The sequence below is a fragment of the Ilyobacter polytropus DSM 2926 genome, from assembly GCF_000165505.1.
Taxonomy (GTDB): domain Bacteria; phylum Fusobacteriota; class Fusobacteriia; order Fusobacteriales; family Fusobacteriaceae; genus Ilyobacter; species Ilyobacter polytropus.
In genome coordinates, this window is record NC_014632.1 from 1,189,739 (window position 1) to 1,203,912 (window position 14,174).

A 14,174-nucleotide genomic window follows, 5' to 3' on the forward strand; every position below is an offset into this window, starting at 1 on the left:
CTGTAGCTTACAAAGGCGATAAAAGAAATATATACTTCCTAGACATTTGAAAATTCTTGATTTTCTTTGGTTACTTTCTTTTATCAAGAAAAGAAAGTAACACAGGTTTTCAGATAAATTAAGTAATTTATAAGAATTGTTCTTGGGTAGTAATTTGAGCTAACTGATATTTATGACTGAGTCCAGTAATATAAAAAACGCGCAACAATGCGCGTTTTTTATATTAAAATTATTATGCATTTTTCAATTTTGCTTCAGTTTCCTTTTCCTCAACTTCATCTTGAGGTAAAACAATATTTAGTATCAAAGCAATGGCTCCAGATACCACTATTCCTGATCCACCAAAAATAAGCTGAATCGTCTTAGGAAAGTGAGCAAGTGCTTCTGGTACACTTCCAAGTCCGAATCCAAGTCCTAATGAAACGGCGATTATAACACTATTTCTACCTTCAAGTTTATCCTTTGTTATAAGATTGATTCCGCTTATTGATATCATTGCAAATATCATAACCAGACTTCCGCCTATAACACTTGGGGGGATAATTGTGAACAGTGCACCAATTTTTGGAATAAAAGCTCCCATAACTAGTAATGACGCTCCCACTGCTACTACGTGTCTGCTCATTATTCCAGTCATAGCAACAAGACCTGTATTTTGGCTAAAGGATGTTGTAGGAAGAATACTAAATGCAGAAGCTAAAGCACTACCAAAACCGTCTGCCATAATTCCTCCAGAAAGCTCTCTATCTGTTGTTTCTCTTCCTGCTCCACCCATAGTTACACCTGACATATCTCCTACAGTCTCAACTGCAGAAACTACAAACATGAGAACCATAGCTAGTATTGCATCAATATGAAAAGCAAATCCGTAAGTAAAAGGCTTTGGAACTATGAAAAAGTTTGCCTGAGATACAGCCCCTAAGTCAACCTTTCCAAAAAGAGCTGCAACAAAAAATCCTACAATAGTTCCTATAACAACTGATGCCGTGCTTGTTATTCCCTTAGTAAACTGCTTAAAGAAAATTACAGTAAGGAGAACTATCATTCCTATTGTCATGTTAACAGGAGAGCCAAAGTCTGCTGCTCCTACTCCACCTGCAAAATACTTTATTCCTACTGGAAGAAGTGATAAACCTATTGAAAGAACAACCACACCTGTAACGATAGGCGGGAAAAATTTTCTTATTTTACCAATAACCGATCCCAGAAGAGCTTCAAATATACCACCTACAAGGGCAGCTCCTAAAACCGCTTCAAATCCGTATTTAGTCCCGATAGATATGGCCACTGGTACAAAGGCAAAACTGGTACCAACTACAACTGGAAGTTTAGCCCCTATAGGACCTAAACTGTAAGCCTGAATCATAGTGTTTAATCCCGCTACTAGCATTGTACACTGAATAAGGAATGTCTTTTGTTCCTGAGGAAGACCTAAAACCCCAGATACAATAATAATCGGTGTAAGATTACTGACGAACATAGCTAAAATATGCTGAAGTCCCAAAGGAAATGCTACTTTTAACGGTGGTACTCCGTCCAAGTGATAAGGTGACGTGTTTTTCATTGATTAACTCCTCCTAAAACCTTAATTTTACTCATATAACGTCACAGAAGAAAATAAAAAAAGTTATTTTCCTCCTATAAGTGAAAGAAAATAACCCAGTGCACCCTAAACTATGCCTGTTTTATCTTTTCACTCATAGTAGCTAATTTACGGTTAGCTGTAGAGACTCCCGACCATATTTCGGAATTATACGAGTGTTATTTTTTTTTGATTTTACCTAAAACAATATACCACATTAAAGAAAAAAAATCAAATAAAGTGAAAATTATAATTTGACCTTATAACACTCCTCAAGGAGTCCCTCTAAAAGTTTAACTGATCTCTCTACCGTCACCCCTTCTATCAATCCGTCACTTTTATCAATTATTTCATCCTCAGAAAATGCTTCATCATTTTCATCTTTTATTCCAACATTTGTAAAACGAAGATCTGGATCAATAAGAGTAAAAATTAAAAACTCTTCTCCAACTTTATAGATACATCTATTTCTAGATAATATTATTCTGGCCCCTTTTTGAAGAACTCCATTTAGTCGTTCCATTATCTCTTTTCTTTCCATATCGTAAAAATACTCTTTTTTAGGAAGAAAGTATATCTCGTTTTCCATCTCCATGGCTTCTAATATTTTATCAAACATCCTGACCACCTCTATATACATTTTACCTTTTACACGAATTTGTTCCTTCAAAAAATTAAAAACTTAAAGATAAATCTCCAAATTTTAATTTATATTTATTACACCAGAGGCAGTCTGGCTTTTCTTTTCCCTAGATACTCTTCAAAGGCTTCCCTGAAATATCTCATACCAATCTTTATCTCATTCTCATCTACTCCTGCGAAACTAATTCTAAGATAGGGACTCAGATCATTCTTCTGATAAAATACCCTTCCTGGTAAAAAAGACACACCTTTTTTAAGGGCGAGATTATAGAATTTTTCACTATCCATCCACTCTGGTATTTTTAGCCAGAAGAAAAGTCCGCCTTCAGCCTCATAAACAATTTTAAGCTGAGGTATCTTTTGAATTTCTTCTTTCATATAAATATATCTTTGGGCAAAAATTTTTCTGATTGAATCAAGATGACTATAAATACATCCTTCTTTCATATAGTGATGAAAAGCCCTCTGATTCAGACCTGAGCTGGATATATCCGCCATATATTTAACAGAAACTGCTGTTTCTATGAGTTCTTTTGGAAGTGCCATAAATGCAAGTCTTAGACCTGGCATGAAAATTTTTGAAAAACTCTTTATGTAAATCACTTTTTCTTTTTCATCTATACTTTTTAGACTCAAAGGATTATTTTCTCCGTAATATATTTCAGACATACAGTCATCTTCTACAATAAAAATATTATCTTTTGACGCTATTTTCAAAAGTTTTTCTTTTTTTATTTGACTCCAGCATATACCTGTGGGATTGTGATAATTCATCATAGTATAGATAAATTTTACATCCCTTTCTTTTTCAAGAGTGGATTTTAACTTCTTCATATCCATACCATCTTTTTCTAATGGTATTGTTATTATATGTGCTCCTGCCTTTTTAAAAGAAGAAACCGCACCTGCATAAGTTGGTCCTTCAACTATAATCTTGTCTCCAGGTTTCAAGAGCATTTTACCAATTATATCTATGGCCTGCTGAGAACCAGATACTATCTGTATATTATCGGTCTTTATTTCTTTTTTATTTAAGTATCTTGATATCTCTTCCCGAAGAGGTCCGTAACCCTTTGGATCCTGATATGAAAACACCTCTCCCCCGTCTCTTTCTAAGACAAAATTTATGGCGTCTTTAAAATCCTTCAAAGGAAAAAGTTCCGAGGACGGAGTCGCACTCGCAAAATTTATAACTTTCCCTAAATCTAGCTGACTGTAATTTATCCCTTGGTCTCCCTCTTCCTCAAAATGAAATTTTTCAGGAAGTTTTTCTGATGTTACATAGCATCCACTCCCTACTATTTTATACAGATACCCCTCTTTTTCTAACATATCGTAGGCCTTTACAATTGTAGAGGAATTGACTGAAAGAGCTAAAGATGCCGCCCTTATGGTTAGAAGCTTATGATCTCTTTCAAATTTACCCTCTTGAATCATCTTTTTTATTCCATCAAAAACCTGTATATATAGTTTATCTCCTGTTTTTTTTTCAACTTTAAAATCAAACAATAGTCTTCTCCCTTGTACATTGTATCGTTACAATTCATTTTTTATTACGTTGACAGTGCCTTTATAATATTAGATAATCAACCTGTATCAAGCAAAAATATATTTGCTACGATACAATTATAACATTTTGTATCGTTTTATAAAAGGGGGAAGTCATGGAAAACAATAGGTATGAATTAAACAAAAATCTTGCTCAGATGTTAAAGGGTGGAGTAATTATGGATGTCATAAATGCTGAGCAGGCTAAAATTGCAGAAGACGCAGGAGCATGTGCAGTTATGGCTCTTGAAAGAGTGCCGGCAGATATAAGGGCGGCTGGGGGAGTGTCACGAATGTCAGATCCTAAAATGGTAAAAGAGATACAGGCTGCAGTTTCTATCCCTGTCATGGCAAAGGTTAGGATAGGACACTTTGTAGAAGCACAAATTTTAGAGGCTATAGAGGTTGATTATATAGATGAGAGTGAGGTATTGACTCCTGCAGATGATAGGCTGCACATAGACAAGTCAAAATTTAAGGTTCCCTTTGTCTGCGGAGCAAAAAATCTAGGAGAAGCTCTCAGAAGAATTGCAGAAGGAGCATCAATGATAAGAACAAAAGGTGAACCAGGTACAGGAGATGTAGTAGAGGCAGTGAAACATATGAGGTCAATGAACTCTGAAATAGCAAGAATAAGCTCTATGACCAGCGATGAGATATATAATGTCGCCAAAGAACTAGGAGCTCCTTTAGACATTGTTAGAAATGTTCATGAAACTGGAAAGCTTCCTGTGGTGAATTTTGCCGCTGGAGGAGTAGCAACTCCTGCAGATGCCGCACTTATGATGCAGCTTGGTTGTGACGGAGTTTTTGTGGGATCAGGGATATTTAAATCTGGAGATCCTAAAAAAAGAGCTGCTGCAATTGTAAAAGCTGTGACAAATTACAATGATCCGAAAATACTGGCAGAAATCTCTGAAGATATTGGGGAAGCCATGGTTGGTATAGGTATACATTCTTTGGGAGAAGAGGAAAAAATGTCAGAAAGAGGGTGGTAGTATGAAGATCGGAGTTCTAGCATTACAGGGAGCTTTTAAAGAGCATATAGAAATATTAAATAAACTTGGTGTAAAAGGAGTAGAAGTCCGAAAAAAAGAGGACCTTAAAAGTATACAAGGTATCATTCTTCCAGGTGGAGAAAGCACTGCAATGGGAAAACTTCTAGTTGACCTGGATATTATGAGCACCTTAAAAGATATGATAAAAAATGGCTTTCCTGTCTATGGTACCTGTGCAGGTATGATTCTTCTTGCAAAATCTCTGTCTAATGATAAGAAGGTTCACTTGGGGGTTATGGATATTGTTGTAAAAAGAAATGCCTATGGAAGACAGTTGGGAAGCTTCGCATGTAAGGCACCGGTGGTAGGTGTCGGAAAGGACGTTGAGATGGTCTTTATACGTGCCCCGTATATAAAGACTTGCGGTGAGGGTATAGAGGTTTTGGCAGAGATAGATAAAAATATAGTCGCTGCAAGACAAGAAAATATCCTAGTAAGTTCATTCCATCCCGAGCTTACTTCTGATTATAGAATGCATCAGTTTTTTATCGATCATCTAGTAAAAAAATATAGCTAGCCTAAAGGCTAGCTTTTTGATTTATTTTTAGAGACCTAAAAAATCAGACGGATTTAGAGGCTGTTCCTCATATCTTACCTCATAATGGAGATGCGGCCCAGTACTTCTCCCTGTATTTCCTGTTTTTGCTATGATACTTCCTTTGTCTACAAAATCATTTTCTTTTACATTATAACTGCTAAGATGCCCAAATCTTGTGGAATAACCATCTCCGTGATCTATTATAACTGTTTTTCCATATCCCCTGATCCATCTAGCAGTCCTAACTATACCACTAGCTGGTGCATAAACTCTTGTTCCTATAGAGGCCGCAAGATCTATTCCGTTATGTTTAGAGGTTTTAGTTCCTATAATTGGGTCTACTCTACCACCCCAGTTACTGGTCACTGCGATTTTTCTCAAAGGCCACATAAAATTAATATCCTGAGGCTTCCTATAGTAAGAATTGAAAATCTCTCTCTTTTCTAAGATTACCTCTCGTACTTTATGGTTTGTGTCCCTTACTTCCATAGAAAAGTCTCGTACCCCTGCAGAATTGATTCTGACAGACTTATTATCCTTTTGATCGATTACATTAATCTCTCCTTTGGTGTTTTCCTCTAAAGAAAGCGGATCTATTTCTCCATAACCTTTTATGGTCATAAAAAATATCACCCCTAAAATTATGATCATTCTCAATCAATACCACCTCTAATCCAAAATTTATCTGCTGTCAATAAAAGAAATACCATATTTTCTAAATATTCCTTCTATAATTTTTATTTGCTCTACCGCCTTTCTAGTATGAAAAAACACCCTGAATAATCAGGGCATATTTTATCCTAGAGCTACATCAAGACTCATCATCACAGCAAAACCTAACATGGCTCCTGCTGTGGAAAGGTCTGTTTTCTTATCTATCTGAGATTCAGGTATAAGCTCCTCTACCACAACAAATATCATGGCTCCTGCCGCAAAAGAAAGTGCATAGGGTAGAAGACTCCTCATAGTAAGTACAGCGTATGCACCTATAACCCCAGCTATTGGCTCTACTACACCTGACAACTGGCCATACCAGAAACTTTTAAGTCGTGATACTCCTTCCCGTCTAAGTGGCACAGAAACTGCCGCCCCTTCAGGAAAATTCTGAATTCCTATACCTATTGCAAGAGCCACTGCCCCAGCGATATTTGCAGAAGGAATACCACTTGCCACTGCCCCAAAGGCAACTCCCACTGCGAGCCCCTCTGGAATGTTATGAAGAGTTACTGCTAAAACCAGTAGTACACTCCTTTGCCAGTGTGTTTTTATCCCTTCTGCCTCTGAAGTCTTAAGGCCCTGATGAAGGTGTGGTAATATTTTATCTATAATCCATAAGAATAAACCTCCAGAAAGGAAGCCTATTACCGCAGGTACCCATCCTCTGTTTCCCATCTCCTCCGCCATCTCTATAGCAGGAGCAAGAAGAGACCAGAAACTGGCTGCAATCATTACTCCAGCTGCAAATCCCAACATTCCATCTAACATTTCTCTTTTTATCTCTTTGAAGAAAAATACCATGGCTGCTCCTAATGCAGTAACAAACCAGGTAAATCCAGTGGCTATTAGTGCCTGCTGAACAGGTGTATAATTTCCTATCCATTCTATCATATAAATTCCTCCTAAATTTTATTTCATCTAAAAGAGATTCTCCATTTTTAAAATTTTCCTGTTTTCACCCTAATTTTTTTATAAGGATTTAAAAAAAATATTAAAAAAAGTGGTAGAAAAACTACCACTTTTACATTATTTTTTTAAAATTTTCTTTGAATTTTTCCAAAGCCTTAGCCCTGTGACTTATTTTATTTTTTATCTCTGGAATCTCAGCTAAAGTGCTCTCATATTCCTTTACATAGAAATAAGGGTCATATCCGAATCCGTCTTTTCCTCTAGGCTCATCTATAATCTCTCCTTCTATTTCACCACGAAAGGAATAAGTTTCCCCTGTGGGTTTAGCAAAGGTAATAACAGAAACAAACTTTGCCTTTCTATTTTCTATTCCATAAAGTTCTCTGACAAGCTTCTTGTTGTTTGTCTCATCAGTTGCATTTTCCCCTGAGTATCTAGCAGAGTATACTCCAGGGGCTCCCTTAAGGGCATCTACGCAAAGACCTGAATCATCAGCAATAGAAGGCATATTTAAATATTCTGCTATTTCTAGAGCTTTCTTAACAGAATTTACTTCAAAAGTGTCCCCATCCTCTATAACCTCAGGAATTTCAATCCCGTCCCTTATAGACAGTATCTCAACGTCAAAATCTTCAAGTATTTTTTCAATCTCTTTTATTTTTTTCTCATTGCCTGTAGCCAAGAAAATCTTCATTATACCTCAGTCTCTTCCACTATTTTATTCTGAAGTTCCACTAGTTCCATTATACCCTTTTCAGCAAGGTCTAACATCTCATTAAGCTCTCTTCTAGTATAGGTAGCTTCTTCACCTGTTCCCTGCACCTCTACAAATTCACCTTTAGAATTCATTATCACATTCATATCCACTTCTGCAGTTGAATCTTCAGTATATTTAAGGTCAAGCATAGGCTGCCCACCGACAATCCCTGCACTTATTGCGGCAACATTTGCAATAAGTGGATTTTCTTTTAATTTATCTTTTTTAAGGAGTTTCTTCACAGCTAATGCAAGTGCCATGTAGCCACCTGTTATAGAAGCTGTTCTTGTACCACCGTCTGCCTGGATGACATCACAGTCTACAGTTATAGTTTTTTCCCCTATTTTTTCAAGGTCTATACAGGCTCTTAATGATCTTCCTATAAGTCTTTGTATCTCCATAGTTCTTCCTGAAAGCTTTCCCTTTACAGCTTCTCTCATATTTCTGTCTTCAGTGGCTCTAGGGAGCATAGAGTATTCTGCTGTAAGCCACCCTCTACCTTGATTTCTAAGGAAGGGAGGTACCCTGTCACTTATTGACGCAGTACATATTACCTTTGTATTTCCCATCTCTATAAGAACCGAACCTTCAGCATAAATCGTAAAATTAGGTTTAATTTTTATATCTCTGATTTGATCTAGTTTTCTGTTGTCATCTCTCAATTGTTCACTCATTATATCCTCCTAAGCTGTTTCTCCAAATTGTGTTTCGTAAAGTTTTTTGTATATTCCGCCCTGCTCTAATAGTTCATTGTGACATCCTATTTCTTTTATTTCTCCTTTTTCCATTACAACTATTTTATCTGCATTTATAATGGTAGAAAGTCTATGGGCAATTACAAAGGTGGTTCTTCCCTCCATCAGTTTATCGAGAGCATCCTGTACCAATCTTTCTGACTCTGTATCAAGGGCAGATGTCGCCTCATCTAATATCATTATCTCAGGATCCTGTATAAGAGCTCTAGCTATTGCTATTCTCTGCTTCTGTCCTCCAGATATCATAGCTCCTCTTTCTCCTACCTCAGTATCAAAGCCTTTTTCAAACTCCATTATAAAATCATAGGCATTGGCCATTTTTGCAGCTTCTACTATCTCCTCCATGGTTGATTTTTCTCTACCATAGGCTATATTTGATGCAATAGTCCCGCTAAAAAGAAAAGTTTCTTGGGGAACTATTCCTATATTTTTCCTGTATTCTTTCAGAGAATAATTTTTTATGTCAATCCCATTTACTTTTATCGTTCCTTCTGAAGTCTCATAAAATCTAGGAATCAAATTTACAAGAGTAGTCTTTCCACTTCCACTTTTCCCGACCAAGGCTACAACCTCTCCTGGTTTTACAAATAGATTAAAGTCTTTAACTGCAGCTTCACTTTTATCATCATAATAAAATTTTACATGTTCAAATTTTACTTCTGATATGTTTCCACTCATCTCTTCTTTTATCCCGTGATGATCTATTTCTGTATCTGCATCTAGTATCTCGAGAACCCTATCTGCAGAAGGAAGCATTTCCTGAAGCTCATTATTTCTTTTAATCATATTTTTGATAGGACTCTGCAAGAGTCCCAAAGCTGTTACAAATGAGATCAGATCCCCGGGACTCATGGTGTTTTTTACAACTACAAGATAGCATCCGTAACCTGCGACAAGTGATACCATTAGAGTTGTTATAACCTCATTTATAGGAGAGACTTTAGCTCTTATTTTTTTAGATCTCATAGAGGCATCAAACTCTTTCATATTAAGGGTGTTATAATTTTTTATTGCCTTTTCCTCTGCGCTAAAAGCTTTTACTATATTTATTCCAGAAAGACCTTCCTGAGTATATGCAATAAGTTCCCCTGCTATATCCTGTCTTTTTCTACCGGCTTTCCTGATTTTTTTAGTATATTTTTTAATGAGATTCATTACTGCCGGAAGAGCAGTAAGAGATATTATACTCAACAACCAATTAACTTGAAATAATCTAACTAAAAGTACTATTGCAGTTGTTACCTCTTTTAGAACATCAAAAATAAGAAATCCTATCTTTCCCAAACTAGAGGCATCTCCAGAAAGTCTGGCCATTATATCTCCTAATTTATTCTTTTTATAGTAGGAAATTGGGAGGTTTTGAAGGTGTTTAAACACATCTATTTTTATTTCTCGCTTTATTGTCTCAGTTACAAAGGCTGACTTCACATCTGTAAAATAAGAAGCAACACCCTTTAAAATTGTTGATACTATGAGTCCAGATATTACTATCACAAGCATTTTTACATTTTTACTGATAAGCACATCATCTACCAGGTACTTTATTAACCATGCCGGCAATGCACTTAGTCCAGAAGCCAGAAAAGACAAAAGAACAGTTGTAATAAGAAGTGTTTTATGTCTTATACTGTACTTCAAGAAAGTATTTAATGATCTATTTTTTAACAGCCTACCTTTAATCATCTCTTGCACTACTCCCTTTTAAAACGTATTGAGCATAACTCTTGATAATCTCATCACCAGAGAGTTTTTTTCTTATTTTTTTTATCTTGGTATCCATTTTATCTATATTTTTTAGTATTTCATCTATTTCACTGGAAATTTTCACTGAATTACACTCTCTTTGAAGGAGCTCAGGATACACTTCCTCATTTAAAGTTAGATTTGGAAGAGACACAAAGCCTAATTTCAGTATATGTCTTGCAATAAACTCATTTATTATATTGGTTTTATAAAGAACTATTCCCGGAATTCCCATGAGGGCAAGTTCTAGTATCACCGTTCCCGAAGCTGCTAAGGCAATCTTACTTCTTTTGATGGCATCTACCAACGTTATTTCACTTTGTACTTTTAGGTTATCATATTTTTTCAGATCGGATTCTATCCATCCCAAGTGATCTTCAGAAGCAAGTTTCAGAAGAAATTTTTCATCTTTTCTTTTTTTTACAACTTCTAGCATAACCGGAACTAATTTTTTTACTTCCTGCTTTCTGCTTCCTGGAAGAAGAAGTATTTCATTTCCCCTGTTTTTTACCACTTGATATTTTTCAATAAATGGATTTCCAAAATAAACTGCTTTTACTCCGTGTTTTTTGTAAAATTCAACTTCCCATGGGAAAATTACCATTATATGGTCTGCAAGTTTTAATGATTTGATTCTTTTTTCTCCCCAAACCCATAATTTAGGCGGAATATAATAATAAATCTCTATATTAGTTCTTCTTTCCTTTAGAAGTTCTAAAAACTTAAGATTGAAGCCTCCATAGTCTACAAGAATTACTTTATCTATATTGTTAGCCTCGATAAAATCTAAATACTCATAAGCTTTTTTCTTTAAAAATCTATACTTCATGACTGCCTGAGTAAATCCCATTACTGCCAGCTCTTTTATATCCTGAATTATATTCACTCCAGCACTTTCAGAGTGTTCTCCGGCAACACCATAAAAAACCGATTGATTATTTTCTTTGAGAATCTCTTTTACAAGATAGGATAGGTGAAGATCTCCTGACATTTCCCCTGTTGAAACAAAAAATTTCATCTTTACCCTCCTTCTCTAAAGCTTTATGCCCATTATAAAAAGTTTATTTTCATCGGCAAGTTTTATAGCTTCTTCTTGATCTAAAAAGAGCATCTTTCCAGCTTCTCCAACTATACCTTTCGCTTTTATCTCTATGGCTCTTTTTATTGTGTCTAATCCCACTGCTGGGATATCCACTCTCATGTCTTGCTGAGGTCTTGCCATTTTTATTATTATACAGTTATCTCCGGCGTAGTTTCCTGCCCTCAAAATGGTTTGATCTGTACCCTCTATTCCCTCTAAAGCTACAACTGAAGAGTCCTTACATACAACTGTCTGACCTGCGTCAAGCTCACTTAGAGCCTTGGCGGCCTCTGTACCCATTTTTATAGTTAGACTGTCATTTTTTTCAGGACTTGAGTTTGTATAGACTTTATTTTCAAACATGAAATTTCCAAGTAGATGATTTTGTGGTAAAACTTTTATCCCACAGAGTTTTAACAGGGATATAATACCAAAAAGAAGAGTTTCATCTTTGTTGTCAGGAAGTTTTTTCAAAAGCTTTTTACCATGGTCGTCAAACTCTATTTCATTGAAAAGAATACTTTTTTCAACTTTCCCAAGCATCACAAGCTTTACTATATTATTGCCAAGTAAATGTTTTATAATCTCCCCTATACGCCCTACATTCATCATTCTGAAATTTTCATGTTGTTTTATTTCCTCTTCAATTGTATCAAAGAGGCCGATGGGAAACACCTCGTATCCCTTTGCTCCGGCCTCTTTTAAGAAATAAAGGGGCAATTTTCCATTGCCCACTATTATCCCGATTTTTTCCATTATCTGGCGATCCCCCTGTCACTTTTTTCAATAAAATCTACAAGGTACATTACATTTTTATCCTCACCATAAGTTGCCTTTAACTCTTCTACTGCTTCTTTTAAAGGCATACCAGATCTAAATATCAATTTATAAGCTTTTTTTAGATTACTTATTTCTTCATTGCTAAAACCTCTTCTTCTCAGACCAACTGAATTTAGGCCTCTTACTTTGGCCTTGTTTCCTTCGGCAAGAACAAAAGGACATATATCCTGATTTATTGCACTGGCTCCGCCTGTCATAGAGTACGATCCTATACGACAGAACTGGTGTACAGGTGTCAGCCCTCCAACAAGAGCATTGCTGTCTACTGTCACATGTCCAGCAAGAGTTGCATTATTTGAGAAAATACAGTTGTCTCCTACAATAACATCATGAGCTATATGAACATAGGCCATGATAAGGTTGTTGTCTCCTACCCTAGTTTCCCATCTGTCAGTGGTCCCTCTGTGGATAGTTACAAATTCTCTTATTTTATTGTTATTTCCTATGATGGTTTTTGTAGGTTCACCTTTATATTTGAGGTCTTGAGAATCCTTTCCTATTGAGGCAAAGGAGTGTATCTTATTTCCCTCTCCTATTTCCGTAATACCTTCTATCACCACATGAGATTCGAGGAGAGTATTTTTCCCTATTTTAACATCTTTCCCTATTACACAATAAGGTCCGATTTTTACTCCGTCCTCAAGTACAGCCCCTTCTGCTATAATTGCTGTCTCGTGTATCTCAACCAATTTATTTCCTCCTATTTGTCCATGATAGTGAAGGTAAATGATGCCTCTGTGACAACTTTTCCATCAACCTTTGCCACTGCATGTGCTTTTACTATGTTTCTTCTCAGTTTATTTACGTTACACTCATACACGATCTGGTCTCCAGGTCTTACAGGAGCTTTAAATTTTACATTTTCAATAGCTGCGAAATAAGGCACCTGGCTTCCATTTGGCTCCATTACAAGTACACCTAGACACTGTGCCATTCCTTCTACAATAAGTACTCCCGGCATAATAGGATGCCCAGGAAAATGTCCGTTAAAAAAATCTTCATTTATAGTTACATTTTTAATTCCTACTATTTTAAGTTCCTCTTTATCTAGCTCTACTATTTTGTCCACAAGAAGAAAGGGATATCTATGTGGTATTCTCTCCATAATTTCCATAACATTTAACATTCTTTTCACTCCTTTTTTATCTTATATATATTTTTATAGGTTATTCGACAACATTTTTTTTGCAAATTCTATATCAAGGGCATGTCCAGCTTTTACAGCTATTATGTGGCCTTTTATAGGTCTGTTTAAGACTTTTAGGTCCCCTATAATATCTAGCATCTTATGTCTTACAAATTCATCCTCAAATCTAAGTCCCCCAGGATTTAGCACACCGTCTTTTTTGACAACAATGGCATTTTCCAAGGTCCCTCCAAGGGCAAGATTGTTTTTCTTTAAATATTCGATCTCATAATCAAAACCAAATGTTCTAGCTGGAGCTACCTCTGTTTTATAAGTCTCTATATCTATCTCTTTTTCCAAAAGCTGGGATTTCAAGAAAGTATGTTCAAACTTTATAGAGTAAGTTATCTTGTATCCCTCATAGGGAAGGGCAATTATATGCTTGTCTCCCTGGCTTATGTATAGGGGTTCTTTTATGACTATTTCCTCTATATCAGACTCTAGCTCTTTTATTCCGTTTTTTTCCAATAATTCCACAAAGGGCTTTGCACTACCGTCTCCTATAGGAAGTTCATTTCCATCTAGCTCTACAAATAAATCTGTTATGCCATATACATAGAGAGCCGATAAAAAATGCTCTATGGTGTGTACACTTGCACCAAATTCATTTTTGAGATTAGTTCCCCTTGTGAGGTCAAAAGTATTATTTATATCCAATGTTATCTCGTTTTCTCCATCTTTTAGATCCACTCTCTTAAAAATTATCCCTGTATTTTCTACAGCCGGGATAAGCTTGAGTTTTATATTTTCACCTTTATGAAGTCCTATACCATTATAAACTATCTCATTTTGGATTGTTTTTCTCTTCAAGTCAATCT

Annotated in this window: 15 protein-coding genes and 1 riboswitch; of the genes, 2 read left to right on the forward strand and 13 right to left on the reverse strand. The window is 35.9% G+C overall.

Annotated elements, in window-relative coordinates; translation table 11 throughout:
* Positions 1-232 precede the first annotated feature (232 nt).
* The 3 genes from ILYOP_RS05540 to pdxR form a co-directional block, all read right to left on the reverse strand.
* The gene (locus ILYOP_RS05540) at positions 233-1,564 is read right to left on the reverse strand and encodes a uracil-xanthine permease family protein (RefSeq protein ID WP_013387549.1); all 1,332 of its coding nucleotides are present in this window, start codon (positions 1,562-1,564) and stop codon (positions 233-235) included.
* Between the two features lie 116 nt (positions 1,565-1,680).
* Positions 1,681-1,778, reverse strand: a riboswitch (purine riboswitch).
* A 51-nt stretch (positions 1,779-1,829) separates the two neighbouring features.
* The gene (locus ILYOP_RS05545) at positions 1,830-2,201 is read right to left on the reverse strand and encodes a hypothetical protein (protein ID WP_013387550.1); all 372 of its coding nucleotides are present in this window, start codon (positions 2,199-2,201) and stop codon (positions 1,830-1,832) included.
* Between the two features lie 98 nt (positions 2,202-2,299).
* Positions 2,300-3,733, reverse strand: a complete 1,434-nt coding sequence (gene pdxR, locus ILYOP_RS05550; protein WP_013387551.1) for a MocR-like pyridoxine biosynthesis transcription factor PdxR — start codon at positions 3,731-3,733, stop codon at positions 2,300-2,302.
* A 155-nt stretch (positions 3,734-3,888) separates the two neighbouring features.
* Here pdxR and pdxS point away from each other — a divergent pair, with 155 nt between their 5' ends.
* Complete coding sequence (pdxS, locus tag ILYOP_RS05555; protein WP_013387552.1) at positions 3,889-4,770, forward strand: pyridoxal 5'-phosphate synthase lyase subunit PdxS; 882 nt, start codon at positions 3,889-3,891, stop codon at positions 4,768-4,770.
* A gap of 1 nt (position 4,771) precedes the next feature.
* Positions 4,772-5,347 (forward strand): pyridoxal 5'-phosphate synthase glutaminase subunit PdxT, encoded by a 576-nt coding sequence (gene pdxT / locus ILYOP_RS05560; RefSeq protein WP_013387553.1) that lies wholly within the window; start codon positions 4,772-4,774, stop codon positions 5,345-5,347.
* Between the two features lie 27 nt (positions 5,348-5,374).
* Here the strand turns inward: pdxT and ILYOP_RS15155 are convergent, their stop codons facing one another.
* The 10 genes from ILYOP_RS15155 to lpxC form a co-directional block, all read right to left on the reverse strand.
* Entirely contained in the window at positions 5,375-6,019 is a 645-nt protein-coding gene (locus ILYOP_RS15155; RefSeq protein WP_013387554.1) for a M23 family metallopeptidase, read from the reverse strand.
* 144 nt (positions 6,020-6,163) lie between these two features.
* Positions 6,164-6,976, reverse strand: a complete 813-nt coding sequence (locus ILYOP_RS05570) for a ZIP family metal transporter (RefSeq protein WP_013387555.1) — start codon at positions 6,974-6,976, stop codon at positions 6,164-6,166.
* A gap of 130 nt (positions 6,977-7,106) precedes the next feature.
* Positions 7,107-7,688 (reverse strand): XTP/dITP diphosphatase, encoded by a 582-nt coding sequence (locus ILYOP_RS16245; protein ID WP_013387556.1) that lies wholly within the window; start codon positions 7,686-7,688, stop codon positions 7,107-7,109.
* Entirely contained in the window at positions 7,688-8,425 is a 738-nt protein-coding gene (gene rph, locus ILYOP_RS16250; RefSeq protein WP_013387557.1) for a ribonuclease PH, read from the reverse strand. The genes ILYOP_RS16245 and rph overlap by 1 nt, the downstream gene beginning before the upstream one ends.
* Positions 8,426-8,434: 9 nt before the next feature.
* Positions 8,435-10,189: an ABC transporter ATP-binding protein gene (locus ILYOP_RS05585; protein WP_013387558.1), complete on the reverse strand. Its 1,755-nt coding sequence runs from the start codon at positions 10,187-10,189 to the stop codon at positions 8,435-8,437.
* Positions 10,182-11,267: a lipid-A-disaccharide synthase gene (lpxB, locus tag ILYOP_RS05590; protein WP_013387559.1), complete on the reverse strand. Its 1,086-nt coding sequence runs from the start codon at positions 11,265-11,267 to the stop codon at positions 10,182-10,184. The genes ILYOP_RS05585 and lpxB overlap by 8 nt, the downstream gene beginning before the upstream one ends.
* 15 nt (positions 11,268-11,282) lie before the next feature.
* On the reverse strand, positions 11,283-12,086 hold the full coding sequence (locus ILYOP_RS05595; RefSeq protein ID WP_013387560.1) for an LpxI family protein: 804 nt from the start codon (positions 12,084-12,086) through the stop codon (positions 11,283-11,285).
* Positions 12,086-12,859 carry an acyl-ACP--UDP-N-acetylglucosamine O-acyltransferase gene (gene lpxA, locus ILYOP_RS05600; protein WP_013387561.1) on the reverse strand — a complete coding sequence of 258 codons (774 nt, stop codon included), beginning with the start codon at positions 12,857-12,859 and terminating at the stop codon, positions 12,086-12,088. Before lpxA ends, ILYOP_RS05595 begins: the two co-directional genes overlap by 1 nt.
* Positions 12,860-12,870: 11 nt before the next feature.
* The gene (gene fabZ / locus ILYOP_RS05605; RefSeq protein WP_013387562.1) at positions 12,871-13,296 is read right to left on the reverse strand and encodes a 3-hydroxyacyl-ACP dehydratase FabZ; all 426 of its coding nucleotides are present in this window, start codon (positions 13,294-13,296) and stop codon (positions 12,871-12,873) included.
* 33 nt (positions 13,297-13,329) lie between these two features.
* Positions 13,330-14,166 (reverse strand): UDP-3-O-acyl-N-acetylglucosamine deacetylase, encoded by an 837-nt coding sequence (lpxC, locus tag ILYOP_RS05610; RefSeq protein WP_013387563.1) that lies wholly within the window; start codon positions 14,164-14,166, stop codon positions 13,330-13,332.
* Between the last annotated feature and the right edge of the window lie 8 nt (positions 14,167-14,174).